Origin of the sequence: Paracoccus acridae, from assembly GCF_014642735.1 — a bacterium.
GTDB lineage: Bacteria > Pseudomonadota > Alphaproteobacteria > Rhodobacterales > Rhodobacteraceae > Paracoccus > Paracoccus acridae.
In genome coordinates this window covers 23,698-50,216 of sequence record NZ_BMIV01000010.1, presented here as the reverse complement: position 1 = coordinate 50,216, position 26,519 = coordinate 23,698, and the positions used below count along the sequence as shown (strand labels likewise).

General features: G+C 67.7%; 23 protein-coding genes and 1 pseudogene. 20 read left to right on the top strand and 4 right to left on the bottom strand.

Annotated features, from left to right (window positions below; translation table 11 throughout):
- Positions 1-12 precede the first annotated feature (12 nt).
- Together IEX25_RS14060 and IEX25_RS14055 are read right to left on the bottom strand one after the other, a co-directional pair.
- On the bottom strand, positions 13-1,581 hold the full coding sequence (locus IEX25_RS14060) for a sugar ABC transporter ATP-binding protein (protein WP_188715757.1): 1,569 nt from the start codon (positions 1,579-1,581) through the stop codon (positions 13-15).
- A complete protein-coding gene (locus IEX25_RS14055) occupies positions 1,578-2,261 on the bottom strand; it encodes a GntR family transcriptional regulator (protein WP_229665242.1) in 684 nt (227 codons plus the stop codon). The genes IEX25_RS14060 and IEX25_RS14055 overlap by 4 nt, the downstream gene beginning before the upstream one ends.
- 158 nt (positions 2,262-2,419) lie before the next feature.
- On the opposite strand from IEX25_RS14055, the gene IEX25_RS14050 reads away from it, so the two are divergent.
- From IEX25_RS14050 to IEX25_RS14040, 3 genes are read left to right on the top strand one after another with little or no spacing between them, the layout of a single operon-like run.
- A complete protein-coding gene (locus IEX25_RS14050) occupies positions 2,420-3,619 on the top strand; it encodes an iron-containing alcohol dehydrogenase (protein WP_188715753.1) in 1,200 nt (399 codons plus the stop codon).
- 17 nt (positions 3,620-3,636) lie between these two features.
- Positions 3,637-5,103: an NAD-dependent succinate-semialdehyde dehydrogenase gene (locus IEX25_RS14045; RefSeq protein WP_188715750.1), complete on the top strand. Its 1,467-nt coding sequence runs from the start codon at positions 3,637-3,639 to the stop codon at positions 5,101-5,103.
- Between the two features lie 11 nt (positions 5,104-5,114).
- Positions 5,115-5,948, top strand: a complete 834-nt coding sequence (locus IEX25_RS14040) for an alpha/beta hydrolase (RefSeq protein ID WP_188715748.1) — start codon at positions 5,115-5,117, stop codon at positions 5,946-5,948.
- Positions 5,949-6,231: 283 nt separating this feature from the next.
- Here the strand turns inward: IEX25_RS14040 and gfa are convergent.
- Both gfa and IEX25_RS14030 read right to left on the bottom strand, forming a co-directional pair.
- A pseudogene (gfa, locus tag IEX25_RS14035) lies at positions 6,232-6,807 on the bottom strand (S-(hydroxymethyl)glutathione synthase); the annotation flags it as partial.
- A gap of 242 nt (positions 6,808-7,049) precedes the next feature.
- Positions 7,050-8,090 (bottom strand): LacI family DNA-binding transcriptional regulator, encoded by a 1,041-nt coding sequence (locus IEX25_RS14030; RefSeq protein ID WP_229665240.1) that lies wholly within the window; start codon positions 8,088-8,090, stop codon positions 7,050-7,052.
- 140 nt (positions 8,091-8,230) lie between these two features.
- On the opposite strand from IEX25_RS14030, the gene IEX25_RS14025 reads away from it, so the two are divergent.
- The 17 genes from IEX25_RS14025 to IEX25_RS13945 all read left to right on the top strand — a co-directional run bounded on the left by IEX25_RS14025 (position 8,231) and on the right by IEX25_RS13945 (position 26,515).
- Entirely contained in the window at positions 8,231-9,469 is a 1,239-nt protein-coding gene (locus IEX25_RS14025; protein ID WP_229665239.1) for an ABC transporter substrate-binding protein, read from the top strand.
- Between the two features lie 121 nt (positions 9,470-9,590).
- Positions 9,591-10,418 carry a carbohydrate ABC transporter permease gene (locus IEX25_RS14020; protein ID WP_229665237.1) on the top strand — a complete coding sequence of 276 codons (828 nt, stop codon included), beginning with the start codon at positions 9,591-9,593 and terminating at the stop codon, positions 10,416-10,418.
- Entirely contained in the window at positions 10,411-11,361 is a 951-nt protein-coding gene (locus IEX25_RS14015) for a carbohydrate ABC transporter permease (RefSeq protein ID WP_188715739.1), read from the top strand. The genes IEX25_RS14020 and IEX25_RS14015 overlap by 8 nt, the downstream gene beginning before the upstream one ends.
- A 3-nt stretch (positions 11,362-11,364) precedes the next feature.
- Entirely contained in the window at positions 11,365-12,477 is a 1,113-nt protein-coding gene (locus IEX25_RS14010) for an ABC transporter ATP-binding protein (RefSeq protein WP_188715738.1), read from the top strand.
- Positions 12,478-12,498: 21 nt separating this feature from the next.
- Entirely contained in the window at positions 12,499-13,251 is a 753-nt protein-coding gene (locus IEX25_RS14005; protein WP_229665231.1) for a sugar phosphate isomerase/epimerase family protein, read from the top strand.
- Between the two features lie 4 nt (positions 13,252-13,255).
- Complete coding sequence (locus tag IEX25_RS14000) at positions 13,256-14,401, top strand: Gfo/Idh/MocA family protein (RefSeq protein WP_188715736.1); 1,146 nt, start codon at positions 13,256-13,258, stop codon at positions 14,399-14,401.
- Between the two features lie 13 nt (positions 14,402-14,414).
- The gene (locus IEX25_RS13995; protein ID WP_188715735.1) at positions 14,415-15,485 is read left to right on the top strand and encodes a sugar phosphate isomerase/epimerase family protein; all 1,071 of its coding nucleotides are present in this window, start codon (positions 14,415-14,417) and stop codon (positions 15,483-15,485) included.
- Between the two features lie 3 nt (positions 15,486-15,488).
- Positions 15,489-16,583 (top strand): Gfo/Idh/MocA family protein, encoded by a 1,095-nt coding sequence (locus tag IEX25_RS13990; protein WP_188715734.1) that lies wholly within the window; start codon positions 15,489-15,491, stop codon positions 16,581-16,583.
- A gap of 124 nt (positions 16,584-16,707) precedes the next feature.
- On the top strand, positions 16,708-16,947 hold the full coding sequence (locus tag IEX25_RS13985) for an AbrB/MazE/SpoVT family DNA-binding domain-containing protein (RefSeq protein ID WP_188715733.1): 240 nt from the start codon (positions 16,708-16,710) through the stop codon (positions 16,945-16,947).
- Complete coding sequence (locus IEX25_RS13980; RefSeq protein ID WP_188715731.1) at positions 16,944-17,351, top strand: type II toxin-antitoxin system VapC family toxin; 408 nt, start codon at positions 16,944-16,946, stop codon at positions 17,349-17,351. Before IEX25_RS13985 ends, IEX25_RS13980 begins: the two co-directional genes overlap by 4 nt.
- A 153-nt stretch (positions 17,352-17,504) precedes the next feature.
- Complete coding sequence (locus IEX25_RS13975; protein ID WP_188715729.1) at positions 17,505-18,998, top strand: sugar ABC transporter ATP-binding protein; 1,494 nt, start codon at positions 17,505-17,507, stop codon at positions 18,996-18,998.
- A gap of 45 nt (positions 18,999-19,043) precedes the next feature.
- On the top strand, positions 19,044-20,069 hold the full coding sequence (locus tag IEX25_RS13970; RefSeq protein WP_229665230.1) for an ABC transporter permease: 1,026 nt from the start codon (positions 19,044-19,046) through the stop codon (positions 20,067-20,069).
- Positions 20,070-20,130: 61 nt separating this feature from the next.
- On the top strand, positions 20,131-21,120 hold the full coding sequence (locus tag IEX25_RS13965; RefSeq protein ID WP_103174101.1) for a substrate-binding domain-containing protein: 990 nt from the start codon (positions 20,131-20,133) through the stop codon (positions 21,118-21,120).
- A 92-nt stretch (positions 21,121-21,212) separates the two neighbouring features.
- Complete coding sequence (locus IEX25_RS13960; protein WP_188715725.1) at positions 21,213-21,971, top strand: GolD/DthD family dehydrogenase; 759 nt, start codon at positions 21,213-21,215, stop codon at positions 21,969-21,971.
- Positions 21,972-22,009: 38 nt separating this feature from the next.
- Complete coding sequence (gene dhaL, locus IEX25_RS13955) at positions 22,010-23,755, top strand: dihydroxyacetone kinase subunit DhaL (protein ID WP_188715724.1); 1,746 nt, start codon at positions 22,010-22,012, stop codon at positions 23,753-23,755.
- A 58-nt stretch (positions 23,756-23,813) separates the two neighbouring features.
- Positions 23,814-24,473 (top strand): dihydroxyacetone kinase subunit DhaL, encoded by a 660-nt coding sequence (dhaL, locus tag IEX25_RS13950; RefSeq protein WP_188715722.1) that lies wholly within the window; start codon positions 23,814-23,816, stop codon positions 24,471-24,473.
- Positions 24,473-26,515, top strand: coding sequence for a bifunctional sugar-binding transcriptional regulator/dihydroxyacetone kinase subunit DhaK (locus IEX25_RS13945; protein WP_188715720.1), 2,043 nt, complete (start codon positions 24,473-24,475; stop codon positions 26,513-26,515). The genes dhaL (IEX25_RS13950) and IEX25_RS13945 overlap by 1 nt, the downstream gene beginning before the upstream one ends.
- Positions 26,516-26,519 lie beyond the last annotated feature (4 nt).

Below are 26,519 nucleotides of genomic sequence, written 5' to 3'. Positions count from 1 at the left end.
CTGACGTCCGGTTCAGGTGTGTGTTCTGGCCGCCGGGTCATGCGGCCCGGCTTCTTGTTTTTCGCCACTGGTCGCCGCATAGACGACGTTCTGTTCGGTGATGGCCTCGCCTGTCAGTTCCGCGACGATGCGCCCCCCGCGCATCACCAGGACCCGGTCCGACAGGCCGACCAGTTCGGGCAGTTCGGACGAGACGACGATCACCGCCTTGCCCGCCCGCACCAGCCGGTCGATGAAGTCATAGATCTGGCTCTTGTTGCCGATGTCGATGCCGCGGGTCGGTTCGTCGATGATGACCACGGCGGGATCGGTCAGCATCACCTTGGCCAGAAGCAGCTTCTGCTGGTTGCCGCCCGACAACTGGCCCGCCGACAGGTGGCGGTTGCGCACGCGGATGTCATAGGCGTCCACGGCGCGATCAAGGGCGCGATCTTCCCCTGCATGGTCAAGCCGCGTGCCGGGATGCACGCTGTCCAGGGCCTGAAGGGTCAGGTTGGTGGCGAGGGGCTCGTCCAGAAGCAGCCCCTTGCCCTTGCGATCTTCGGTCAGATAGACCAGCCCCGCCGCCTGCCAGTCGCGCACGCTGCGATGCGTGACCTCGTGCCCACCCAGCGTGATCCGCGCGGCCTGCGAGGGCCGAAGGCCCATCAGCCCCTCGAACAGCTCGGTCCGACCCGATCCGATCATGCCGCCGATGCCCAGGACCTCGCCGGGGCGCAGCACCAGGCTGGCTTCCACCGCGCCGTGTTCGACGGACAGGGCGTCGATCACAAGCTGGGGCGCGACTGCGGGCAGGGCGCGCTTGGGCGGATAAAGCGTGCCCAGTTCCCGGCCCACCATCAGGTCGGCCATGGCGCGCTGCGTCAGCCCGGCGGGCCAGGTGCCGATCATGCGCCCGTCGCGCAGCACGGTCACGCGGTCGGCCAAGGCCTCGACCTCGTCAAGCCGGTGCGAGATATAGAGGACGGCCGCGCCCCGTGCCCGAAGGCCGCGCACCACGTCCAGCAGCGCCGCGACCTCGTCATTGGCCAGAACGGCCGTGGGTTCGTCGAAGATCACGACGGTGCGCGGCTCCAGCAGCGCCCGCGCGATCTGCACCAGCTGGCGCTGCGCCAGGGGCAGGGACCCCACGCGGTCGCGCGGATGGCAATGCGCGCCGATCGAGGCCAGGACCTCGGCCGTGCGGCGGCTCATGGCGCGGTCGTCCACCATCGGACCGCGCGTCAACTCGCGGCCCAGAAACAGGTTTTCGGCCACGGTCAGGTCGGGGGCCAGCAGGATTTCCTGATGCACCAGAACGACGCCCGCCGACTCGGCCGCGGCGGCATCGGGAAAGGCCACCGGCGCTTCCCCCATCAGCAGGCGCCCGGCCGAGGGCGCGACATGGCCGGATAGCAGCTTCATCAGCGTGGACTTGCCCGCCCCATTCTCTCCGATGACGGCGTGAACCTCGCCCGGCAGGATGTCCAGCGTGACATCCGACAGGACCGTGACCGGCCCATAGGCCTTGCTTAAGCCTTCGGCCCGAAGGGCAGGCCGGGCAAGGGCGGTGGCCGACACGGGCATGGTCGCCGCGTTCATTCGAAAGCCAGCATCAATCGGTCGCGCGAGCGCGAGATATGTTCGTGCATCGCCGCCTGCGCCCGGGCGCCGTCGCCGGCGCGAAAGGCGGCCAGCAGGTTCTCGTGTTCTTCAAGCGCCTCTTGCGTGACGCGGCTGTGGAACATCAGGCGGAACAGGTGCAGGTGCACATGCTGGTCGGCGAAAGCCTGGCGGATCACCTCGTTCCCGGCGATCTTCAGGATCGCGTCGTGGAAATGCGCATCGGCGCGGGCAAAGCGGGAATAGCGGCTGTTGCGGTCCACCGGCGCCTCGCCATGGCCCATGTCGGCGGCTGCTTCCTCAAGTTCTTGCAGGCTGTCCGGGGTCAGGTTCTGCGTGGCGATCCGGGCGCATTCCGGTTCCAGCAGAAGGCGAAAGGCGAACAGATCCTCGAACGCCTTGCGCGACAGTTGCGGCGCGGCGCTGTAGCCGATCAGATGCGCCTTGCGCACCAGGCCTTCACGTTCCAGCCGGGACAGGGCCTCGCGGACGGGGGTCTGGGACACGCCCAGGTCTCGGGCCACGACATCCACGGGAATGCGGGCGCCAGGCGCGATCTCCAGGGACATGATGCGTTCGTAGATGCTGTCATGGACGCCATCCACGATGCTGGCCGGTCGAACCATCTGGATGCCCTGGCTTTCCGCTGCGCTTCCCAATTCTGCACCTTTCATCTGCGGTGTTTGCAAGACGATGGTTTACAAAGATCGGATCGGATGTCAAATACAATATCATATAGGATACGATAAGCAGATCGGGACGGGCATGGTGGGTCGCGTCCTTGTTCAAGCGGCACATGAAGCGGGAGAGGAACAGAATGACGCATTTCGGCACGATCAGGCCGCCGCGAGAGATCATCTTCGGCCCGGGTCAGCGGCAGGTGCTCGGGCAGGTCGCTGCCAGGCTGGGGCGCCGCGCTCTGGTCGTCACCGATGCCCGCTTGGCCGGCGATCCCCAGTTCCAGGCGATGCTGGCGGATTTGAACGATCACGGGCTTGCGGTGCAAGTCGAAAGCGGAACCCTGCCGGACGTTCCGGTGGACAGCGCCCTTGCCGCCAGCCAGGCCGCGCGCGGCTTTGCGCCCGATCTGGTCGTCGGGATCGGGGGCGGATCCTGCCTCGACATGGCGAAATGCGTGGCCCTGTTGCTGACCCATGGCGGGCAGCCGCAGGACTATTACGGAGAGCTGAAGGTGCCCGGGCCGATCCTTCCCCTTATTGCCCTGCCCACGACGGCGGGCACCGGATCCGAGGTCACGCCGGTCGCCGTCCTGTCCGATTCGGCGCGCAGCCTGAAGGTCGGGATCTCCAGCCCGCATCTGGTGCCGACGGCGGCGATCTGCGATCCCGACCTGACGCTGACCTGTCCGCCCGGTCTGACGGCCATCGCCGGGGCCGACGCCCTGACCCATGCGATCGAGGCGTTTACCGCCATTCGTCGTCCCGTCACCGCGACCTTGACGCAGGAACGGGTCTTCGTGGGAAAGAACGCGCTGTCCGACCAATTCGCCCTGACCGCGATCCGCCTGCTGTGGCAGGGGCTGGAACGCGCCTGCCGGACGGGCGCGGATGCCGAGGCGCGTGCCCGGGTGATGCAGGGCGCGCTGTTCGCCGGGCTGGCCTTCGGCGTTGCGGGCACCGCCGCCGCCCATGCGATCCAGTATCCGGTGGGTGCCCTGACGCACACCGCGCATGGTGCCGGCGTGGCCTGCCTGATGCCCTGGGTCATGGAATGGAACCGCCCGGCCATCGCCCCTGAACTGGCGCAGATCGCCGAAGCGATGGGCCTTGCCTCGGCCGACGAGGTGATCCCCGCCGTCCGATCCCTGTTTTCTCGCATCGGGATCCCTGAGACGCTGTCGGGCCTGGGCCTGCCCGAGGATCAGATCGGCTGGGTGGCCGACCAGTCCTGCGGCATCGAGCGACTGATCCAGAACAATCCGCGCCCGATCGACCGCGCCGACATGACCCGCCTGCTGCAGGCCGCCTTTTCCGGCGACGCCCGCATCCTCCAGTAAGCCCGAAAGGACTGGCCATGAGCCTCGACACCCTGAACGCGACGGATTTCGCCGATCCCGGCCTTCATGCGGCTGGATTGTATATCGGCGGCGAATGGCTGCCCGGCGGCGGCATCCCGGTCGTGAACCCCACGACGGCGGGAACCCTGGCCGAGGTGGCGGATGCCACGGTCGCCGATGCCCTGCGTGCCGTGGACGCGGCCGAGGCCGCCGCTGCCGGCTGGCGCGCGACCCCCGCCCGCCAGCGGTCCGAGATCCTGCGCCGCTGGTTCCACCTGATGACGGACCATGCCGAGGAACTGGCCCAACTGATCTCGCTGGAAAACGGCAAGGCGCTGCCCGATGCGCGGGGCGAGGTCGCCTATGCGGCCGAGTTCTTCCGCTGGTATGCCGAGGAAGCCGTCCGCATCGCGGGCGAATTCCGCCATGCGCCGTCGGGCGCCAACCACATCCTTGTCGATCACGACCCGATCGGCATCGCGGTCCTGATCACGCCCTGGAACTTTCCGGCGGCCATGGCCACGCGCAAGATCGGCCCGGCCCTGGCCGCCGGCTGCACCGTGATCCTGAAGCCCGCCAGCGAGACGCCGCTGACGGCCTATGCCATGGCCCGGCTGGGGGCCGAGGCGGGGGTGCCCCCCGGCGTGGTCAACGTCCTGACGACCAGCCAGCCCGCGCCCGTCACCAATGCCATGCTGGCCGATCCGCGCGTGCGCAAGCTGTCCTTCACCGGCTCGACCGGGGTGGGACGCGTGCTGCTGGCCGAGGCGGCGAAAAGCGTGGTGTCCTGTTCGATGGAACTGGGCGGCAACGCGCCCTTCCTGGTCTTCGACGATGCCGATCTGAACGCGGCATTGGACGGCGCCATGATCGCCAAGATGCGCAACGCAGGAGAGGCCTGCACGGCCGCGAACCGCTTCTATGTCCAGTCCGGCATTCACGACGCCTTCGTGGCGGGGCTGACCGAACGCATGGCCGCGCTGAAGGTGGGGCCGGGGACGGACCCCGCCACCCAGGTCGGGCCGATGATCACGACGCGGGCCGTCCAGAAGATCGGCCGCCTGGTCGAGGAGGCGGTCGGCCTCGGAGCCCGCGTCACCACTGGCGGCGCGGCGCTGCCGGGGTCCGGCTTCTTCTTCCCGCCGACGGTGCTGGACAATGTCAGCCCGGATGCAGCCATTGCCCATGAGGAGATTTTCGGCCCCGTCGCGCCGGTTTACCGCTTCGAGACCGAGGACCAGGCGATCCGGCTGGCCAATGCCACGGAATACGGGCTGGCGGCCTATGTCTATTCGGGCGATCTGTCGCGCGCGCTGCGGGTCGGCAAGGGGATCGAGGCGGGGATGATCGCGATCAACCGCGGCCTGATGTCCGACCCGGCCGCGCCCTTCGGGGGGACCAAGCAAAGCGGGCTGGGACGCGAGGGTGGCGTGACGGGGATACTCGAGTTCATGGAGCCGAAGTATTTCGCGGTCGCGTTCTGACGGGGCGCAGGATGCAGGATCTGTACCGGAACCGCGACTTCATCCCGGATTTCGATGCCGTGATCCAGGAAACGGCCGCACGCTCTCGGGCCATTGCGGACACTGTGCGGATCATTCGCGATCTTCCCTATGGCAGCCGGTCTCGGGAAAGGATGGACATCCTTCTGCCCCGGGATCCTGAACCGGGGGCGCCGCTGCACCTGTTCATCCACGGGGGCTATTGGCGGTCCGGCAGCAAGGAGGACCACCACCTTGTCGCGGCCCCGGTCCTGGCCGTCGGTGGTGTCGCGGCGATCGTGACCTATGACCTGATGCCGGGCATCCGGCTTGGGACCATTGTCGCGCAGGTCAGGGCCGCCGCGCGGCATCTGGTGGCGATGGCGCCCGGACTTGGCGCGGATCCGGCGCGGCTGACCGTCAGTGGGCATTCCGCAGGGGCGCATCTGGCCTGCTATCTGGCCGGGCATGGCCCTGGCGAAAGGACCCGGCCCAACCTGCCCGCGGTGCGCGGCCTGCTGCTGGTCAGCGGCATCTATGACCTGTCGGACATACCCGGCAGCTTCCTGAAGGACGAGGCCCGGATGACCCATGAGGAGGCGAAGGCCTGGTCGCCCCTGACCTCCCGCCACGATCCGGCGCCCCGGCGGATCATGACCCGCGGGGCGGATGAGACAAGCCCCTTTCACAGCCAGGCCTCGGCAATGGCTGACCTGCTGAAGGAAGGCGGCGCCAGCGTTGAACTCAGGTGCGAGCCGGGGCTCAACCACCTGACCGTCGTTCAGGCCCTGGCCGATCCGGCGGCGCCGCTTGGGCGTCTGCTGGGGGAACTCGTCGCCTCGAGCTGAAGCGGCGGCCGACACCTTTGCCACCAAGAAAAGACGTGCCTGGCGCAGTGGATCGCCAGGCACCGTTGGAACCGGCAGCCTTGCAGGTCAGGTCCTGCCTTGCCGCCGGCAGGACGTCACATCACCCCCGGCCGCCGAACAGCTTGTTCAGCAGGCGGCTGAAGACCGATCCGCCTTCGGCAGCCGGTTGCGGCGACGGGGCAGGGCGATGCGGCGCCGAGGACGCGGCCGGTTTCGGCTGGGCGGGCGCGGGCTCGGGGCTTTTGCCGGCAGGGGCCGAAGGCAGTTTCCCCTCTCGCTTGGCGACATGGGTGGCGATGGCGTCCATCAGCGGCGGGGAAAGGGTGTCATAGGGGGTCAGCCCCAGTTCGCGCAGGCGCGCGCGGATGCCGTCCATGCGGGACGGCGCGACACCCGATTCGATCACCGAACTGACGAAGGCCGCGAATTCGGGTGCGGCCCATCCGTCTTCCTTCGACAGTTCGGTATGGACGAAGTCCAGGCCATAGAAAGGATGGTCCTTGTTCTCGATCCGGCCATACATGTGCACGCCGCAGCCGGTGCAGGCATAGCGCTGGATCGGCGCATCCTTGTTGACGATCTGCAGCTTGTCGCCGTTTTCCACAACCTCGATCGCGTCGCGCGACACGACCGCGACCTGGCTGAAGATCGCGCCCTCGGGCTTCCAGCACTTGGTGCAGCCGCAGACGTGGTTATGCGCCGTCTGCGCCCCGACCCGGACCTTGACCGGGTTTGTCGTGCATTTGCAGGTAAGCGTGCCGCCGGAAAAATCCGGCCTGGCTCGTTTGATGCCGCCATCGACGGCAGGGTGAATAAGGACGGCCTGTGTATTTTCCATGGGCATCTCCTCCGGTGACCAGATCATCCCAGTCTCTCTCCCGCCGGGATGAAGGGCAGACTAACAGAAAACTATGGTTTGGGCATTTGGACTTAAGGGTGTTCTAGCCAGAGGTCCAAGGCAGGCCGTATGCCGGATTGCCGGGATGATGTCGGCAGACCGGCTGTTCATGCCGCTGCGTCCATCGTCGGAACCAAAGACTGGCCAGGCAAAGGCCTTGAAAGGTCGCACTGGCGCCCAGGTCACCCCGCCGGTGCCGCCGCGGTCGAGCGGCGCACCACGATTTCCACGGGCAGGGTGGTCAGCGTCTCGGCCAGGGGCTTGCCCGACAGGCTGGACAACAGCCGCTCGGCGGCGATGCGGCCCAGGCGGCGGCGGTCTTGGCGGATCGTGGTCAAGGGCGGGCGGGAATAGGCGGCAAGCGCGATGTCGTCGAAGCCCACAACGGACACGTCCTGGGGGACGCGGACGCCCAGTTCCGACAGGCCGGAAATGCAGCCGATCGCCAACTGGTCGGAACTGCACAGGATGGCGGTGGGCCGGGACGGCATCCGCATCAGGTCGCCCGCCGCGCGAAAACCGTCGCGGATCTCGAAGCTGCCGCCGGCGATTCGCGAAGGGGGAAGCGACAGCCCCGCCTGCGCCAGGGCGGCCTCGGCCCCTTCGCGGCGTTCGCGGGTCAGCACGTTGCCCTCAGGGCCGGTCAGCAGCGCGAAGTCGCGGTGGCCCAGCCCGACCAGGTGCTGCACGGCCAGGGCCATGCCCGCGCGGTTGTCGCTGCGCACCACGGGAAAGCCGCGCCCATCGGGCCATTCGCAGGCGAAGACCACGCGGCCCGCCACGTCGCTTGCCGCAAGATCGTCCAGGATGCCCGCCGGCAGGGCGCCGTCCAGGCAGATCAGCCCGTCGGCCCGCGCGGCCTGCAGATGGGTGACGGGCGATTGCCGCCGCGCCTGCTGGGACAGGCTGTCGGTCACCAGCAGATCCAGGCCCGCAGGCGTCAGGCCGTCCTGGATGCCCGCGATGATCTCGGAAAAGAACGGGTTGCCCAGGTTCGGCACCAGGGCCAGCACCGCGTCGGCCCGGCGCACCCGCAAGGATCGGGCGAAGGAGTTCACGCGATAGTCGTGTTCCTCGACCACGGCCATGACCTGCGCCCGCGTTTCGGGCGAGACGCGGCCCGGATGAGACAGCGCGCGGCTGACCGTCGCCGTCGAAACCCCCGCCAGCCGAGCGATGTCCTTGATGCCGATAGCCATGATGTCCCGCCGATAGGTTTGCATGTAAAGGATTACATTTTTTCTTGACGGAAAGGCAATGGTCATGAGATGCAGTTTGCAGCAATCGTTTACATCGGCAGGGAAGAGGCTGAACCGGTTGCTGCCTGCGCGAGACCCGCGCCGGGACAAACGGGAGGATGACAATGCAAAAGATTTCGATGCGCCGCCTGCTGGCGGGCGTTGCCGTGACAATGTTGCCTGCGACGGCGATGGCGGCCGATCTTGAGGTGACGCACTGGTGGACCTCGGGCGGCGAGGCTGCGGCCGTGCAGGAACTGGCCCGCATCTTCGAGGAACAGACTGAACATAGCTGGGTCGATGGCGCCATCGCCGGTTCGGGTTCGACCGCGCGGCCGATCATGGTGTCGCGCATCATCGGCGGCGACCCTATGGGCGCCACGCAGTTCAACCACGGCCTTCAGGCGCAGGAACTGGTCGAGGCCGGGCTGATGCAGGACCTGACCGAGGTGGCCGAGGCGAACGGCTGGCGCGACACCATCAACCCCGTCTCGCTGCTGGACGCCTGCACCTTCGAGGGCCGCGTTTATTGCGCGCCGCTGAACATCCATTCGCCGCAATGGATGTGGACCTCGCTGTCGGCCTTCGAGAAGGCGGGCGTCGAACCCGCGACCACCTGGGAGGAACTGAAGGCCGCCGCCCCTGCGCTGCGCGAGGCGGGCATCCTGCCCCTGGCGCAGGGGATGCAGGGCTGGCAGACGGCGCTGCTGCTTTACGGCATGATCTCGGGGATCGGCGGGGCCGATTTCTACAACCAGGTCTTCGCCGAGCGTGACGAGGAGGCGCTGAACAGCGACACGCTGAAGAACATCTTCGCCGAATATGCCATCGCCCGCAACCTGGCCTCGGGCGGCAATCTCAGCGACTGGAACATGGCCACCAACCGCATCATCGAGGGCACGGCCGCGGCGCAGGTGATGGGCGACTGGGCGCAGGGCGAATTCGCCCTGGCGGGCAAGACCGCTGGCACGGATTACGGCTGCCATATCGGCCTGGGGGGCGAACCCGTCATCGCGACCGGGGGCGACGCGATCTATTTCCCGGTGAACAGCGACGCGGCCGTGACCGAGGCGCAGCGCGCCCTGGCCCAAGTGATCCTGTCCGAGGAAGCGCAGGTGGCCTTCAACGCGGCCAAGGGATCGCTGCCGGTGCGCGGCGACATCGACCTGGCTTCGGTCAACGAATGCACCCAGGCGGGTCTGGAAACCCTGAAGGCCGGCAACACGATCCCGACCATCGACCTGGTGATGTCGTCGGATTCGCGTGGCCAGATCGAGGATCTGACGGCCGAGTTCTTCGGATCGGACCTTTCCGCCGAGGACGCGCATGCGCGCTTCGTCCAGATCGTCCAGTCCGAAATGTGATGCCGTGCCCGGCCCCCTGCGGGCCGGGTCTTTTCCCCTGACCGGAGGCACCCTCATGGCCCGATCCGGCCCTCCCATCCGATTGCTCCAGAACTGGCCGGCCAAGCTTGCCGCGGCCCCGATGATCCTGACGGCCCTTGTGGTCTTCATCGGCTGCTCGCTCTGGACAGTGGTCCATTCCTTCACCAATTCGCGCCTGCTGCCCCGGCTGGATTTCGTGGGCCTGGCGCAATACGAACGGCTGTGGTCCACGCCCCGCTGGCAGGTGTCCATCGAGAACCTGGCGATCTATGGCATCTGCGCCCTGGTGCTGACGCTGGCGATCGGCTTTCTGCTGGCCGTGCTTCTGGACCAGAAGATCCGGTTCGAGGACGGCTTCCGCACCATCATCCTGTTCCCCTATGCCCTCAGCTTCATCGTCACGGGCGTCGTCTGGCAGTGGATCCTGAACCCCGATTTCGGGTTGCAGCACATCGTCCGCGGCATGGGCTTTTCGGGCTTCAGTTTCGACCCGCTGAACGATCCCAACCTGGTCATCCTGGCGCTTCTGGCGGCGGGCATCTGGCAGGGCGCGGGGCTGACCACGGTCATCATGCTGGCCGGCCTGCGCGGCATCGACGAGGATGTCTGGAAGGCCAGCCGCGTGGACGGGATCCCCGCCTGGAAGACCTATCTGTTCATCATCCTGCCGATGATGAAGCCGGTCTTCGCCACCTGCGTGGTCCTGATCTCGGCCGGGATCATCAAGCTTTACGACCTTGTCGTCGCCCTGACGCGCGGCGGGCCGGGCATCGCCTCCGAAGTGCCCGCTAAATACGTCTATGACTACATGTTCGGCAACCAGAACCTGGGGCAGGGCTTCGCGGCCTCGACCATGATGCTGGCCGCGGTGCTGGCGATCATCATCCCCTTCGCGCTGTTCCGCATGGGAAGGAAACGCCATGTCTGACGCGGCATACCCCGCGGCCGCCGCCGCACCGCCCCGCAGCGCCGCCCCGCGCGGCCGGCTGCTGGACGGACCGGCCGGCCTCGTCCCCACGCGCCGCCTGTCGGGCAAGCGCATCATGATCTATGGCGGGCTTCTGATCTTCTCGGCCTATTACCTGCTGCCGCTGTGGGTGATGGTCATGACCTCGCTGAAGGGAATGCCCGAGATCCGCATGGGCAACATCTTCGCCCCGCCGGTCGAGATCACCTTCGAACCCTGGGTCAAGGCCTGGTCCTCCGCCTGCACCGGGCTGAATTGCGACGGGCTGTCGCGCGGCTTCTGGAACTCGGTCGCCATCGTCATACCGGCCACGATCCTGTCGATCGCGGTGGCGGCGGTGAACGGATACGCCCTGGTCAACTGGCGCTTCCGCGGGTCCGAGGTGTTCTTCACCATCCTGATCTTCGGCGCCTTCATCCCTTATCAGGTGATGATCTATCCCATCGTCATCATCCTGCGCGAAATCGGGCTGATGGGGTCGGTCTGGGGGCTGGTGCTGGTCCATGTGGTCTTCGGGATGCCCATCATCACGCTTCTGTTCCGCAACTACTTCTCCTCGCTGCCGCCGGAACTGTTCAAGGCCGCCCGCGTGGACGGCGCAGGCTTTTGGGGCATCTTCCTGCGCGTGCTGGTGCCGATGTCGCTGCCGATCTTCACGGTGGCGGTGATCCTGCAGGTCACGGGGATCTGGAACGACTTCCTGTTCGGCGTGATCTACACCCGGCCCGAAAGCTATCCGATGACGGTGCAGCTGAACAACATCGTCAACTCGGTCCAAGGCGTGCGCGAATACAACGTCAACATGGCCGCGACCCTGCTGACCGGCCTTGTTCCGCTGACGATCTACTTCCTCTCTGGCAAACTCTTCGTCCGCGGCATCGCCGCAGGCGCCGTGAAAGGCTGACCCATGGCACAAGCACTCCGCGCCGAACCCCGACCGGAACTGGACGGCGTCTCCGTCTCGATCCGCGACCTCAGCCTCGCCTATGGCGCGGTCGAGGTTCTGGGCGACCTGAACCTGGACGTGAACGAGGGCGAGTTCCTGGTGCTGCTGGGCGCCTCGGGCTGCGGCAAGTCCACGCTGCTGAACTGCATCGCCGGGCTGCAGCCCGCGACCAAGGGGCAGATCTTCATCTCGGGGCAGAACGTCACCTGGGCCGAGCCGTCGGAACGCGGCATCGGCATGGTCTTCCAGTCCTATGCGCTCTACCCGCAGATGACGGTCGAGGGGAACCTGTCCTTCGGCCTGAAGAACGCCCGCGTGCCGCGGGACGAGATTGCCCGCCGCATCGCCCGCGCCGCGTCCACGCTGCAGCTTGAACCGCTGCTGAAGCGCAAGCCCGCGGCCCTGTCGGGCGGTCAGCGCCAGCGGGTCGCCATCGGCCGCGCCCTGGTGCGCGACGTGGACGTGTTCCTGTTCGACGAGCCCTTGTCGAACCTGGACGCCAAGCTGCGGGCCGAATTGCGCGTGGAACTGAAGCGCCTGCACCAGAACCTGGGCAACACCATGATCTATGTCACCCATGACCAGATCGAGGCGATGACGCTTGCCGACCGCATCGCCATCATGCGCGGCGGCAAGATCCAGCAGCTTGCCACGCCCGACGACATCTATCGCCGCCCCGCGAACCTTTACGTAGCGGGCTTTATCGGATCGCCGCCCATGAACCTGCTGCCGGGCCGGCTGGAAGGCAACATCTTCCACGGCCCGCTGGTGGCCGATGTCACCGGCTATGACTTCACCACCCGCCCGCGCGGCGGCGAGGCCGTGCTGGGCATCCGCCCCGAGCATGTGCGCACCGGCGAGGCGGCGGCAGCCCTGCCCATCCGGGCCCAGGCCCGGGTCGAGGTGGTCGAGCCGATGGGCGCTGACACCCTGGTCTGGACGCGGCTTGGCGACACCCCTTTCCGCGTCCGCCTGGACGGCGAGGACCGCGTGCGCGCGGACCAGATGCTGTCCATCGGCTTTGACCCCGCCAGCCTGTCGCTGTTCGACGCGGCGACCGAGACGCGGATCTGAGACTTTCCCACGGAGAAGATGATGAAACTGTCCCTGCAACTTTATTCGGCCCGCTTCGCCACGCCTTATGCCGACGTGATCCGCCGTCTCGGCGCACTTGGCTATGACGCGGCCGAGGGCTATGGCGGCGTCTTCGACGACCTGCCCGCCATCGCCGAGGCCCTGTCGGCCGCAGGCATGACCATGCCGTCGCTGCATGTCTCGCTGGACCTGATCGAGGAAAACCCCGACCGCGTGGCCCAGATCGCGGGCCAGGTCGGCGCCACGATGATCTTCGCCCCCCATATCGGCCCCGACCAGCGTCCCGCGGATGCCGCAGGATGGCAGGCCTTCGCCGCCCGCCTTGCCGCCGCGCATGGGGCGATGGCCCAACGCGACCTGACCTTCGGCTGGCACAATCACGACTTCGAGTTCCATGCCCTGCCCGACGGCCGGACGCCCATGCAGATCATCCTGGACGAGGCCCCGATGATCGACTGGGAAGCCGACATCGCCTGGATCGTGCGCGGCGGCGGCGATCCGCTGGACTGGATCGCCCAATACGGCCCGCGCATCACCGCCGCCCATTTCAAGGACATCGCGCCTGCGGGCGAAAAGACGGACGAGGACGGCTGGGCCGATCCCGGCACCGGCACGATGGACTGGCCCGCGATCCTGGATGCCCTGCGCGCCCAGGCCCGCGTCGAGGTTCTGGTGGCCGAACATGACAAGCCCGCCGATTTCGACCGTTTCGCGACCCAGGCCCATGTTGCCTGGCAGACCCTGAAAGGCTGACACCATGAGCGATCTTAGACTGGGCCTGATCGGGGCCGGCAACATCTCGGCATCCTATCTGGGCCGGGCGCCGCATTTCGCGGGCATCCGCTTCGTCGCCGTGGCCGACATGAACCAGGCCGCGGCCGAGGCGCGGGCGACCGAATACGGGATCGAGGCGCGCGGCGTGGACGCGCTGCTGGCAAGCCCCGACATCGACCTGATCGTGAACCTGACCATCCCGGCCGCGCATTTCGACATCTCGAAACGCGCGCTGCAGGCCGGAAAGCACGTCTATTCCGAAAAGCCCTATGTGCTGACGCTGGAGGAAGGGCGCGAACTGGCCCGCATCGCCGCCGAACGCGAGCTGCGGATCGGATCGGCGCCCGACACCTTCCTGGGCACCAGCCACCAGCTTGCCCGGCATATCGTGGACAGCGGCGCCATCGGCCGCGTCACCTCGGGCACCTGCGCGGTCATGTCCAGCGGCATGGAAGGCTGGCACCCGAACCCCGATTTCTTCTTCCTCAAGGGCGGCGGGCCGGTTCTGGATCTGGGGCCCTATTACATCTCGAACCTCGTGCAGCTTCTGGGGCCGGTGGCCCGCGTCGCGGCGCTTGCCTCGACCCCCAGCCCGACCCGGACCATCGGATCGGCGGCCCGCAAGGGCGAGGAGATCCCGGTCGAGACGCCGACCACGATCCACGCCCTGCTGGAATTCGAAGGCGGCGCGGTCATCAGCTTCCAGTCCAGCTGGGACGTCCACCAGCATGACCTGAAGCCGATGGCGCTTTACGGCACCGAAGGCACGCTGCACATCCCCGACCCCAACTTCTTCGACGGAGAGGTGCGTGTGACGCGCCGCGCCGATCCCGCCCCGCTGCCCGCCTGGGACCACCCGCTGGGGCCGCCGAACCGAGAGACGAACAACGGCAAGAGCGTCGCCGACTATCGCGCGTCGGGCCTTGCGGACATGGCGCTTGCCATCGCCGAAGGCCGCCCGCACCGCTGCAACGACGAACTGGCGCTGCACGTGGTCGAGGTGATGACCGCGATCCTGCAATCGGGCGAGGAAGGGCGCTTCGTGCCCATGACCACCACCTGCGCCCGCCCCGAGGCGCTGGATCCACAGGCCGCCGCCAGCCTTCTGGCCCAGCCCGTGCCGGCGTAGGAAAGGAACCATCATGGCAACCGACACGCAGCGGGGCATCAAGGGCCCCGCAATCTTCCTGGCGCAGTTCGCGGGCGACGCCGCGCCTTTCGACACCCTGCCGAACATTGCCCGATGGGCGGCGGACCTGGGCTATCGCGGCATCCAGGTGCCGGTCGATCCGCGCTTCATCGACCTGGACCGCGCCGCCGAGTCGAAGGACTACTGCGACGAGATCGCGGGCACCTGCCGCGAGGCGGGGGTCGAGATCACCGAGCTTTCGACCCACATGCAGGGCCAGCTTGTCGCCGTCCATCCGGCCTATGCCGCGCAGTTCGACGCCTTCGCGCCCCAGGCGCTGCGGGGCAAGCCGCGCGAGCAGTCGGAATGGGCGGCGGGGCAGGTCATCAAGGCCGCCCGCGCGTCCCGCCACCTGGGCCTGGACGTCCAGGTGGGCTTTTCGGGCGCGCTTGCCTGGCCCTATCTCTATCCCTGGCCGCAGCGTCCGGCGGGCCTGGTCGAGGAAGCCTTCGCCGAACTCGCCCGCCGCTGGAAGCCGATCCTGGACGCGCATGAGGAACAGGGCGTGGATTACGCCTATGAGTTGCATCCGGGCGAGGATCTGATGGACGGTGCCAGCTTCGAGCGTTTCCTGGAGGAAACCGGCAACCATCCCCGCGCCGCGATCAACTATGACCCGTCGCATTTCGTGCTGCAGCAGTTGGACTACTTGGGCTTCATCGACCATTACGCCAGTCGTATCCGCGCCTTCCACGTCAAGGATGCGGAATTCCTGCCCTCGGCCCGGCAAGGGGTCTATTCCGGGTTTTCCGGCTGGACGGACCGGGCGGGCCGCTTCCGCAGCCTGGGTGACGGGCAGGTGGATTTCGCGGGCGTCTTTTCGCGCCTGACGCTGGCCGGCTATCGCGGTTGGGCGGTGCTGGAATGGGAATGCTGCGTCAAGTCGGCGGCCCAGGGCGCGGCAGAAGGCGCGCCCTTCATCGAGGCGCATCTGATCCAGCCGACCGAGACCGCCTTCGACGACTTCGCCGGGGGCGAGGCGTCCGACCGTGCCGCGCTGCGCGCCATGCTGGGCCTGGGCTGAGGGATGCAGCGCATCCCCTTGGGCATGGTGGGCGGCGGCCATGGCGCCTTTATCGGCGCCGTGCACCGCATCGCGGCGCGCATCGACGACCGCTTCACGCTGGTGGCCGGGGCGCTGTCCTCGGACGCCGCCCGTGCTGCGGCCTCGGCCGAGGCCATCGGGCTTGGGCGCAGCTATCACGACTGGCGCGAGATGGCACGGGCCGAGGCTGCGCGGCCCGACGGCATCCGCGCCGTGTCGGTCGTGACGCCCAACCACCTGCACCTGCCGGTCGCCCGCGCCTTTCTGGAAGCGGGCATCCACGTGATCCTGGACAAGCCCCTGACCGCGACCCTGCCCGAGGCCGAGGATCTGGCCGGGGTTGCCAAGGACAGCAAGGCGCTGCTGATCCTGACCTACAGCTATTCCGGCTATCCGATGATCCGCGAGGCGCGGCGGCTGGTGGCCGAGGGGACGTTGGGCCGCATCCGGCTGGTCCATGCCGAGTTCGTGTCGGACTGGCTTGCCCGTCCCGGCCGCGCCGAACAGCAGGGCTGGCGCGCGGATCCCGCCCTTGGCGGCGAAGGCGGCGCGATCGCCGACATCGGCACCCATGCGGCGCATCTGGCGACCTATGTCTCGGGCCTGCCGATCGAAGCGGTCGCGGCCGAACTGACCGCCTTCCTGCCGGGCCGTCAGATCGACGACAACGGCCATACGATGCTGCGCCTTGCCCAAGGGGCGCGGGGGATGCTGTGGACCAGCCAGGTCGCGGCGGGGTCCGACAACGAAGTGCGTCTGCGCGTCATGGGCGACAAGGCGGGACTGGACTGGACCCATGCCGATCCCAACCGCCTGCGCCTGACCCGGCTGGGCGAGCCGTCGCAGATCCTGACGCGCGGCGGCCCCGAATTCATGGGCAGCGCGCGCCTGCCCTCGGGCCATGCCGAAGGGTATCTCGAAGCCTTCGCCTCGATCTATACCGACGCGGCCGACGCCATCGGGGCGGGGCGGGTGCCGCCCGGCCTGCCGGGGATCCAGGATGGCCTTGACGGAATGCGCTTCGTTGCCGCCTGCATCCAGTCAAGCCGCGCCGACGGGGCGTGGCAGCCGCTTTAAGCGCAGCCCCGGACGACTGTCATTCCGTTCACGCCGACCGGGGGGCTTGTCGCCGCTGCTTGCCCTTTCGTCATCGCTTGTGGTAATACTTCCAGGTATTACTGCACTTCGTGAAGGATGGGCCATGCGCATCACGACAAAGGGTCAAGTCACCATTCCCCAAAGCGTGCGTGACTTTGCCGGGTTTCGACCGGGGGACGAGGTTGATTTCGTCATCGGCGACGACGGCGTGGTCCGGGTCCTGCCAGCGGGGCAAGGTGTGCGCCACAAGGCAAGCCGCCTGCAATCGGTCATCGACGGATTGCGCGGCAGTGCGGATACCGGACTTTCCACGGATGAGATCATGGCGCTGACCCGCGAATGACGCCGGTCTTGGTCGATGCCAATGTCCTGATCGACATCGCGACCGGCGATCCCGAATGGGCGGAATGGTCGGCGGAGTCCCTGATGCAGGCGGGGCGCGATGCCCGGCTTGTCATCAATCCGCTGATCTATGCCGAAGTTTCGGTCGCCCACAGCCGGATCGAGGCGCTGGAGGCGCTGCTTCCCGAAGATGTCTTCCACCGCGAACCCCTGCCCTGGCCCGCCGCCTTCCTGTCGGGCAAGGCCTTCCTGGCCTATCGACGCCGGGGTGGGGTGCGGCGCTCTCCTTTGCCGGATTTCTATATCGGCGCCCATGCTGCCATCCGTGGCTATCGGCTGCTGACCCGCGATCAAGGGCGATACACGACCTATTTCCCGTCGCTGGACGGGATCTCGCCCCAGTAAGGCGCACATCATCCAATCCGTCCGTTTTGCCGGCCCCTGAAGAAGCGGTCGGCTGTGACGTTTTTCAGCTTATGCTTGACAGAAGTCACGATCTGGTTTTTACAAATGTCAGGAGGCGGTTGAATTTGGTTTTCGTGCTGTGACGGAGGGGCGATGACACCACGGATCGACGAACCGCTGCTGCGGGCGGTCGGCTTCCGCAAGTCGTTCAGCGGCGTTCCCGCATTGCGCGACGGGCAGTTCACGCTGATGCCGGGTTCGGTCCACGCGCTGTGCGGCGGGAACGGCGCGGGCAAATCGACCTTCCTGAAGATCCTGATGGGCATCCACCATCGCGACGCCGGCACGCTGCTGCGCAACGGCCGCGAGGTTTCGTTCGACAACCCCTCGCAGGCGCTTGCCAACGGCATCTCGATCATCGAGCAGGAACTGAGCCCGGTCCCCGCCATGACCGTTGCCGAGAACATCTATCTGGGCCGCGAGCCGGTCGGCTTCCTGGGCCGCATCCGCTTCGCCGAGATGAACCGCAAGGCCCAGACGCTGCTGGACAGTTTCCATTTCGGCATCCGCGCCGACAGCCTGATGATGGATCTGACCGTGGCCCAGACCCAGCTGGTCGAGATCGCGAAGGCGCTCAGCTATGACGCCGAGGTGATCATCATGGACGAGCCGACCTCGGCCCTGGGCGAGGCCGAGGCCGACCAGTTGTTCGCCGCCGTGGCCACGCTGAAGGCGCGCGGCAAGGGCGTGATCTATGTCAGCCACCGCCTGTCCGAGATCTTCTCGATCTGCGACAGCTATACGGTCTTTCGCGACGGCGCCTTTATCGAGACGGGAAGCCTGGCCGACATCACCAAGGACCACCTGATCCAGTTGGTCGTGGGCCGCCCCCTGACCGAGGAATTCGTCAAGGAAAACACCCCCGCACCCGCCCCCGTGCTGTCGGTCCGTGGACTTGCCGCCGATCATGGCGTCCGCGACGTGACCTTCGACCTGAAGCGCGGAGAGATCCTGGCCCTTTACGGTCTGATGGGATCGGGGCGCAGCGAAATCTTCGACCGCCTGTTCGGCCTGTCCAGGCAGACCGAAGGCCGGATCGAGATCGACGGCGCGCCTGTCACCATCCACTCGCCCCAGGATGCGATCCGGGCGGGGCTGGCCTATGTGACCGAGGATCGGAAGGGCTCGGGGCTGGTGCTGACCAGCGACGTGCGGTCGAACCTGTGTCTTGCCACCCTTGGGCGCCTGTCGGCAGGTCCGGTGATGAACGCGCGGGCGGAACGCGGCGCGGCCCAGCGGATGATCGACGACTTGAAGATCAAGACCGCCTCGGATCGGCTGAACGTGTCCAACCTGTCCGGCGGCAATCAGCAGAAGGTGGTCCTGGGCAAGTGGTTCCTGACCGAACCCCGGATCCTGCTGCTGGATGAACCGACGCGCGGCGTCGATGTGGGCGCCAAGCGCGAGATTTATCGCGTGATGTCGGATTTCGCGCGGGCAGGCGGCTCGGTCATCATGATCTCGTCGGAAACGGACGAGGTTCTGGGCATGGCCGACCGGGTGGTGGTCATGCGCGACGGCGGTGTTGCCGGACAATTGGAACGGGCCGAACTGTCGGCCGAAGGATTGCTGCATCTGGCGGCCTGACCGGGCGCACCGGCGCCTGACCAGGACCGCAGAGGGAGGATGGACGTGGACAACCAGATCAAGGCTGCCGTGCCTGCGGGGGCTGGAACGGAACAGCCGCGCACCCTGTCGTCGCGGATCGGGCCGGTGGCACAGCGCTATGGCATCCTGATCGCGCTTGCGGTGCTGTGTGTCGTGCTGTCGCTTGTCAGCGACAACTTCCTGACCTCGCGCAACATCATCAACGTGCTGCGCCAGACCTCGATCAACGGGATCCTGGCCATCGGCATGACCTTTGTCATCCTGACGCGCGGGATCGACCTGTCGGTTGGATCGGTCGTCGCCATGGCAGGCGTCGTGTCCGCCAGTTTCGCCACCACCTCGGCGGTGGGCTTCATCCCCGGCGCGCCCTATGTCGCGGCCGTGCCGCTGGCCGTGGGGGTGCTGACCGGGATCGCCTTGGGCGCGCTGTCTGGCCTTGCGGTGGCGCGCTTTGCGGTGCCGGCCTTCGTGGCCACACTGGGGATGCTGTCGGCGGCACGCGGCCTGACGCTGATCTATTCGGGCGGCCGCCCCATTCCGGCGCTGACCGACGGCTATCGCTGGATCGGGACCGGCGACATCGCGGGCATCCCCGTGCCGATCATCCTGTTCGGCCTGGTCTTCGCCCTGTCCCATTTCGTCCTGACCCGCACCCGCTTTGGCCGCCATGTCTATGCGGTGGGGGGCAACCCGCACGCGGCCAAGGTGTCCGGCCTGCCGGTCCGGCGCATCCGCTTCCTGGTCTATGTCATCTCGGGCGGCTTGGCGGCCATTGCGGGCATGATCCTGACCGCGCGGACCGGATCGGCGCTGCCGCAGGCGGGCGTGGCCTATGAACTGGACGCGATCGCGGCGGTCGTGATCGGCGGCACCAGCCTGGCTGGCGGGATCGGGCGGGTGACCGGCACCGTGATCGGCGCCCTGCTGATCGGGGTCATGAACAACGGCCTCGATCTGCTTGGGGTCGAATCCTATTACCAGCAGGTGATCAAGGGCGGGCTGATCGTGGCCGCCGTGATGCTGGACCGGTCCCGCCGGACCGAGGAATGAATCCGGCCCTCAGGGGCCGCGATCCGAACCGTTTAGCTTGTCACTGAGGGAGGAAATCCAGATGAAGGCACGGACGACGATGATGACGGCAAGCGTTCTTGCGCTTGCGCTTGGCACCGCCGCAACCGCGCAGGACACGATCAAGATCGGTCTTGCCCCTTATGGCCTGAACGCCGAGTTCATGCAGCTTTGGACCAATGCCGCCGAACAGCACCCCGCCGTCACGTCGGGACTGGTCGAACTGACGGTGTTCGACGGCCGCTATGACGCCCTGGTCCAGCAGGACCAGTTCGAAACGATGATCACCCAGGGTTTCGACGCGATCGTCTTCGCGCCCATCGATGTCGAGGCCGGGGCGACCGCCGTGCAACTGGCCCATGACGCAGGCATCCCCGTGGTCGGGTCGAACACGCGGGTGAACAGCGACCTTCTGACCTCCTATGTCGGGTCCGACGATGTGCAGGCCGGATACCTGGAAGCCAAGGCGGTGCTGGACAAGATGGGCTGCACCGGGGCAGTCGTCGTGATCGAGGGCCCGATCGGCCAGTCCGCCCAGATCCAGCGGGGCGAGGGCAACGAGAAGGCTTTGGCCGAATGCCCCGAGGTGACGGTGCTGGAACAGCAGACCGCCAACTGGTCGCGCGCCGAGGCCCAGAGCCTGATGGAAAACTGGCTGACCTCGCATGGCGAGAATATCAAGGGCGTCATCGCGCAGAACGACGAGATGGCGCTTGGCGCGATCGAAGCGATCAAGGCCGCGGGCATGGACGTGTCCGACTTTGCAATCGCGGGCGTGGACGGCGTGACCGATGCGCTGAACGCCGTGAAGGCCGGCCAGATGGCCTCGATCCTGCAGGACGGCGCGGCCCAGGCCCAGGGGGCCATCGACGTGGCGATCAAGGCGGTCAAGCCCGACTATGAACCCATGTCCGAGATCTGGAGCCAGTATCCCGACATGCCGTGGAACGGCGGCACGGACGCGGAATACAACGTGCCCTGGACCCCGGTCACGGCCGAGAACGTGGACGACCTGCTGGCGGCACGCCAGTAACCGTCTTCCCCCCGGCGGCCTCGGTGCCGCCGGGGATTGTCGCGGACCATGCCCCCGCGATCACGCACGTCATTTTGCAAGGAGCCTTTTCCATGCCAGCACCCCTCGATTTCTCTCTGGCGGGCAAGACCGCCGTCGTGACCGGCGCCGCCTCGGGCATTGGCCTGGCCATCGCGCAGGCCTTCGCCGCCAAGGGCGCGGCGGTCGCGCTGCTGGACATGAACGCCGACGCGGCATCGCGCCATGCGGACACGCTTGGGAACAACGCCCGGGCCTTCGCCTGCGACGTTTCCGACAACGGCAGCATCGCGGCAGCGGTCGAGGGTGTCGTCGAGGCTTTCGGGGGTATCGACATCCTGGTCAATTCCGCCGGGATCGTTGACCTGGCCCCGGCCGAGGATCTGTCGGACACCGCCTGGCGGCGCACCATCGACATCAACCTGACCGGCAGCTTCGCCATGGCCCAGGTGGTCGGCCGCAGGATGATCCAGGCCGGAAAAGGCGGGCGGATCATCAACCTGGCCAGCCAGGCGGGATCGGTCGCGATCGACGGCCATGTCGCCTATTGCGCGTCCAAGTTCGGCATCATCGGCGTGACGAAGACCCTGGCGCTTGAATGGGGGCGCCACGGCATCACGGTCAATTCGATCTCTCCGACGGTGGTGATGACCGACCTGGGCCGCAAGGCCTGGGAAGGCCCCAAGGGCGAGGCGATGAAGGCGCAGATCCCCACGGGCCGCTTTGCCGAACCCGAGGAGATCGCCGCGGCGGCGGTGTTCCTGGCCTCGGACGCGGCGGCGATGATCAACGGCGCCGACCTGCTGGTCGATGGCGGCTATACGGTGAAATGAGGGGCGATCCGATGGATGCGATGTCAGGAAAACGGGCCATGCAGCGTTTCGTGAACGACCCGGACGATCTGGTCGATGAAACGGTTGCGGGGTTCCTCAGGGCCCATGCGGATCTGGTCCGGCGCGATCCGACCAATCCGCGCGTGGTCGTCTCTCGCCAGGCGCCGCAAGAGGGGCGCGTGGGGATCGTCACGGGGGGCGGGTCGGGGCATGAACCCGCCTTCATCGGCTATACCGGCCGCAACCTGGTCGATGCCGTGGCCGTGGGCGAGCTGTTCTCGTCCCCCACGGCGAAAAGCTTTGCCGATGCGATCCGCGCCGCCGATGGCGGGGCAGGGGTCGCGGTGCTGTACGGCAATTATGCGGGCGACAACATGAACGTCCGCATGGCGTCCGAGATGGTCGCCGCCGAGGGGATCGAGGTCGCGACGGTCGTGGCCAACGACGACGTCTGTTCCGCGCCCTTGTCCGAACGCGACCGGCGCCGGGGCGTCGCGGGCGAGATCTTCATGTGGAAGATCGGCGGCGCCAAGGCCGCGCTTGGCGGAACCCTGGCCGAGGTCCAGGCGGCGGCGCAGCGGGCGATCGACGCCTGCCGGTCCGTCGGGGTGGGGCTTGGACCCTGCACGCTGCCCGCCGTGGGCCATCCGAACTTCCAGATCGAACCCGGCACAATGGAGGTCGGCATCGGCCACCACGGCGAACCCGGTGCGCGTGTGGAACCCCTGAAGGCCGCCGACCAGGTCGCCGACGACATGCTGAACATCGTGCTGGAGGATCATGGCCTGGCACCGGGAACCGAGGTCGCGGTGCTGGTTTCGGGCTTGGGCGCGACCCCGGTGAACGAACTGTACGTTCTTTATGACCGGATCGAGGTCGGCTTGGAAAAGGCCGGGCTGACGGTGCATCGCGCCTTCGTGGGCAACTATTTCACCTCGCTTGAAATGGTGGGGGCGACGCTGACGGTGATGGCGCTCGATGCGGACCTCAAGGCGCTGCTGGACGTGGAATGCGCCTCGCCCGGCCTGACGGTTCTGGGCACGCCCGTCGCGCCGGTGGCGCAGACCGCTGCTGCCTCGCGTCGTGCCGTGCGGGACGCCGGCGCGGGCGACGACACCCCCCGCGCGCCCGAGGCCCTGGGCGCGCCGCGCCTGCCGCTGTCGGACGGGTCGGGGATCGTGCGGGAACTGGCATCTGTCATCGTCGCGAACCGGGCCTATCTGTCCGAGATCGACGGGTTGATCGGCGACGGTGACCACGGCATCAACATGGCCAAGGGCTTCGGCCGCGCGGCCGAGCGTCTGGAAGGCCGGGACCAGCCGCTGGATCAGGCGCTGAACGTGCTGTCCGATGTGTTGATGTCGGAAATCGGCGGGTCGATGGGGCCGCTTTACGGCTTCCTGTTCGGCAACATGGCCCGGTCGGTCGAGGGCCGCGCAGCCGTCGATGCCGAGGGCTTTTCCGTCATGCTGAACGCAGGCCTTGCCGGGGTCCGCAAGACAGGATCGGCGCAGGTCGGCGACAAGACCCTGATGGACTGCCTGATCCCCGCAGTCGCGGCCTTCGACGCAAACCGGGGACAGGGCTTCGTCCCGGCCCTTGCGGCCATGGCCGAGGCGGCGCGGCAGGGACGCGACAGCACGGTGGACATGGTGGCCCGGCTGGGACGGGCCAGCCGCCTGGGCGAACGATCACGCGGGGTTCTGGACGCGGGGGCCACCTCCTGCTGCCTGATCCTGACGACGCTTGGCGACAGCGTGGCGCGGCGGCTGCGGGAGGGCTGAAGGACAGGTCCGACGCCACCGCTTGCCACCCTGCGCGGCACCATGCCATGAGGTTGCCATGCTGATGTTCACGCGCACCGACCTTTCCGACCTGTTCCGCAGCCTGGCCGAGCGTATGGCGGCGGAACAGGATACCCTGGCCGAACTGGACGGCGAGATCGGCGATGCCGACCACGGCGTTGCCATGGCCCAGGGCTTCGCCGCCGCCACGCGCGCCCTGATCGAAGCCGAGGCTGACGGCCAGACCCTGGCAGACGGGCTGACCCTTGCGGCAACGACGCTGCTGAACGCGGTCGGCGCGACCACCGGGCCGCTTTACGCCAGTGCCCTGCTGCGGGCCGCGCAGGTCTTCGGGGCGCAGCAGGGGGTGCCCTTTGCCCGGCTTGCCGACCTGATCCCCGCCATGGCCGGCGGCATCGTCGATCGCGGCCGGGGCAAGCCGGGCGACAAGACCATGGTGGACGCCTGGCTTCCCGCCGCCCACGCCGTCCAGGATGGGCAAAGGCGCGGGCTGGACACCCCCGCCATCCTGCGCGCCGCCGCCCTTGCCGCAGCCGAAGGGGCCGAGGCCACCCGCGCCATGATGGCCGCCCAGGGACGGGCCGCCCGCCTGGGACCGCGCAGCATCGGTCACCTGGACCCCGGCGCGGCCTCGGCGGCGGCCCTGCTGGACAGTCTGGCCCGCTGGGCCGAAACCGCCGCCGGACGGAGGGGCTGATGGCGCAGAACCCTGCCCAGCGGACCCCGCCGCCCTTGATCCCCTTGCGTTTCGGTGAGGACGCGCTGCTTTGGGCGGCCTGGCTTTACTATGTGGACGGGCTGACCCAGAACGACATCGCGGCACAGATGGGCATATCCCGCGCCTCGGTGAACGCCTATCTGGCCGATGCGCGGACCCGCAATATCGTCTCAATCGAGATCGACCCCGACCGTTATCGCGCGCTGAGCATCGCCCAGGCCCTGCGCGACCATTTCGGGCTTCAGGATTGCCTGGTGATCCCGTCCGGGGCGGGCGACCGGCCCTTGATCGACCGGCTGGGGGCGGCGGGCTCTCAGGCCCTGTCGCGTCTGGTCCAGTCGGGCGACACCATCGCGGTGACCTGGGGGCGCAGCGTGCTGGCCCTGGCACAACAGCTTGACCGCGGCGGGTTGCAGGATCTGCGCGTGGTCCAGGCCACCGGCGGCACCACCGCCAAGATCCCCTGGACCCCCGAGGCCTGCGCGACCCGCCTGGCCGAAGCGCTTGGCGCGCGCTGCATCCCGATATCGGCCCCGGCGATCGTGTCCGCGCCCGAGATGCGCGGCCTGCTGCTGTCCGAGGCCGTGGTGGCCGAGCAGATGCAGGTGCTTTCCCAGGCCAACCGGATCGTGTTGGGCATTTCCTCGCTGCGGCCGGAAAGCACCATCCATACCAGCGGCTTCTTCGACGATGTGGCGATGCATTCGCATTACCACGCGGCGGTGGGCAGCATCGCAGGGCGCCTGATCTCGGCCCGGGGGGAGCCGGTGGATGGGCCGCTGGAGGGCCGGACGATCGGGATCGAGCTGTCGCAATTGAAGACCATTCCCTGCCGGATCGGCGTGGCGGGCGGCATGGACAAGGTGCAGGCGATCCTGGCCGCGTTGCGGGGCGGCTATGTCAATGTGATGGTGACGGACGCCGACACGGCGCGCGCCATCCTCGCCTCGGAAGGCTATGACGAGGTGCCGGGCAGCCGGCGCGAGGGGGAACGGCCGCCCCTGCCGGAACGCACAGGGGTCAAGAAATTCCTGAACCGCCCGCAGGACGCCGTCAACGAAACCGTCGCCGGGGCGCTTCTGGCGCATGAAGGCGTGCTTGCCGCCGTGGACGGCGCGCCCAGGGCGCTGCGGGCCGTTCGCGGGCCACGGCCGGGCAAGGTCGGGCTGGTGATCGGCGGCGGGGCGGGCCACGAGCCGGGCTTCTTCGGCTATGTCGGAGAGGGTCTGGCCGATGCGGTGGCCATCGGCAATGTCTTCGCCGCCCCGCCCCCGGATCCGATCCTTGCCGCCACGCTGGCCGCGGATGGCGGTGCGGGCGTGCTGCACATCTTCGGCAACTTCTCGGGCGATCTTCTGAACTTCGAGATGGCCGCCGAAATGGCGGCGGCAAGGGGCGTCCCCGTGCGCGCGGTGGTGACGACCGACGACATCGCCTCGGCCCCCGCCGACAACCGTGCGGCGCGGCGCGGGGTGGCGGGCAATGTCTTCGTCTTCAAGGTGGCGGGCGCTGCCTGCGACCGGATGATGCCGCTGGACGCCTGCGCGGACATCGCCCGGCGGGCCAGCCAGCGGTGCTATTCCATGGGCATCGCGCTGGAACCGGGCGCGCTTCTGGATTCGCGCAGGCCCAGTTTCCAGCTTGGTCCGGGCGACATGGAGATCGGCGTGGGCGTGCATGGCGAACGCGGCATCGCCCGCGCGCGGCTTGCCTCGGCCGATGCGGCGGCCGACCTGATCCTGGACCGAATCCTGGATGAGATGCAGCCCGCCGAGGGCGACCGGGTGGCGCTTCTGGTCAATTCGCTGGGCAGCACCCCGCAAATGGAACTGTATATCCTGAACCGTCGCGTCCGGCAGCGGCTGCGCGCGCGCGGGATCGAGGTCCATCGCACGCTAATCGGCCATTACTACACCTCGCTGGACATGGCCGGGGTGTCGATCACCGCGCTGCATCTGGACGACGAACTGGTTTCGCTGCTGGACCACCCTTGCCGGTCGCCCGCCTGGACGCAGCCCTGAGGGG

What these genes read in the sequence shown, in the direction of transcription:
- IEX25_RS14060 (WP_188715757.1), bottom strand. Translation starts at nt 1,581, where the DNA reads ATGAACGCGGCGACCATGCCCGTGTCGGCCACCGCCCTTGCCCGGCCT.
- IEX25_RS14050 (WP_188715753.1), top strand. Translation starts at nt 2,420, where the DNA reads ATGACGCATTTCGGCACGATCAGGCCGCCGCGAGAGATCATCTTCGGC.
- IEX25_RS14045 (WP_188715750.1), top strand. Translation starts at nt 3,637, where the DNA reads ATGAGCCTCGACACCCTGAACGCGACGGATTTCGCCGATCCCGGCCTT.
- IEX25_RS14040 (WP_188715748.1), top strand. Translation starts at nt 5,115, where the DNA reads ATGCAGGATCTGTACCGGAACCGCGACTTCATCCCGGATTTCGATGCC.
- IEX25_RS14030 (WP_229665240.1), bottom strand. Translation starts at nt 8,090, where the DNA reads ATGCAAACCTATCGGCGGGACATCATGGCTATCGGCATCAAGGACATC.
- IEX25_RS14025 (WP_229665239.1), top strand. Translation starts at nt 8,231, where the DNA reads ATGCAAAAGATTTCGATGCGCCGCCTGCTGGCGGGCGTTGCCGTGACA.
- IEX25_RS14020 (WP_229665237.1), top strand. Translation starts at nt 9,591, where the DNA reads ATGATCCTGACGGCCCTTGTGGTCTTCATCGGCTGCTCGCTCTGGACA.
- IEX25_RS14015 (WP_188715739.1), top strand. Translation starts at nt 10,411, where the DNA reads ATGTCTGACGCGGCATACCCCGCGGCCGCCGCCGCACCGCCCCGCAGC.
- IEX25_RS14010 (WP_188715738.1), top strand. Translation starts at nt 11,365, where the DNA reads ATGGCACAAGCACTCCGCGCCGAACCCCGACCGGAACTGGACGGCGTC.
- IEX25_RS14005 (WP_229665231.1), top strand. Translation starts at nt 12,499, where the DNA reads ATGAAACTGTCCCTGCAACTTTATTCGGCCCGCTTCGCCACGCCTTAT.
- IEX25_RS14000 (WP_188715736.1), top strand. Translation starts at nt 13,256, where the DNA reads ATGAGCGATCTTAGACTGGGCCTGATCGGGGCCGGCAACATCTCGGCA.
- IEX25_RS13995 (WP_188715735.1), top strand. Translation starts at nt 14,415, where the DNA reads ATGGCAACCGACACGCAGCGGGGCATCAAGGGCCCCGCAATCTTCCTG.
- IEX25_RS13990 (WP_188715734.1), top strand. Translation starts at nt 15,489, where the DNA reads ATGCAGCGCATCCCCTTGGGCATGGTGGGCGGCGGCCATGGCGCCTTT.
- IEX25_RS13985 (WP_188715733.1), top strand. Translation starts at nt 16,708, where the DNA reads ATGCGCATCACGACAAAGGGTCAAGTCACCATTCCCCAAAGCGTGCGT.
- IEX25_RS13980 (WP_188715731.1), top strand. Translation starts at nt 16,944, where the DNA reads ATGACGCCGGTCTTGGTCGATGCCAATGTCCTGATCGACATCGCGACC.
- IEX25_RS13975 (WP_188715729.1), top strand. Translation starts at nt 17,505, where the DNA reads ATGACACCACGGATCGACGAACCGCTGCTGCGGGCGGTCGGCTTCCGC.
- IEX25_RS13965 (WP_103174101.1), top strand. Translation starts at nt 20,131, where the DNA reads ATGAAGGCACGGACGACGATGATGACGGCAAGCGTTCTTGCGCTTGCG.
- IEX25_RS13960 (WP_188715725.1), top strand. Translation starts at nt 21,213, where the DNA reads ATGCCAGCACCCCTCGATTTCTCTCTGGCGGGCAAGACCGCCGTCGTG.
- dhaL (WP_188715724.1), top strand. Translation starts at nt 22,010, where the DNA reads ATGCAGCGTTTCGTGAACGACCCGGACGATCTGGTCGATGAAACGGTT.
- dhaL (WP_188715722.1), top strand. Translation starts at nt 23,814, where the DNA reads ATGCTGATGTTCACGCGCACCGACCTTTCCGACCTGTTCCGCAGCCTG.
- IEX25_RS13945 (WP_188715720.1), top strand. Translation starts at nt 24,473, where the DNA reads ATGGCGCAGAACCCTGCCCAGCGGACCCCGCCGCCCTTGATCCCCTTG.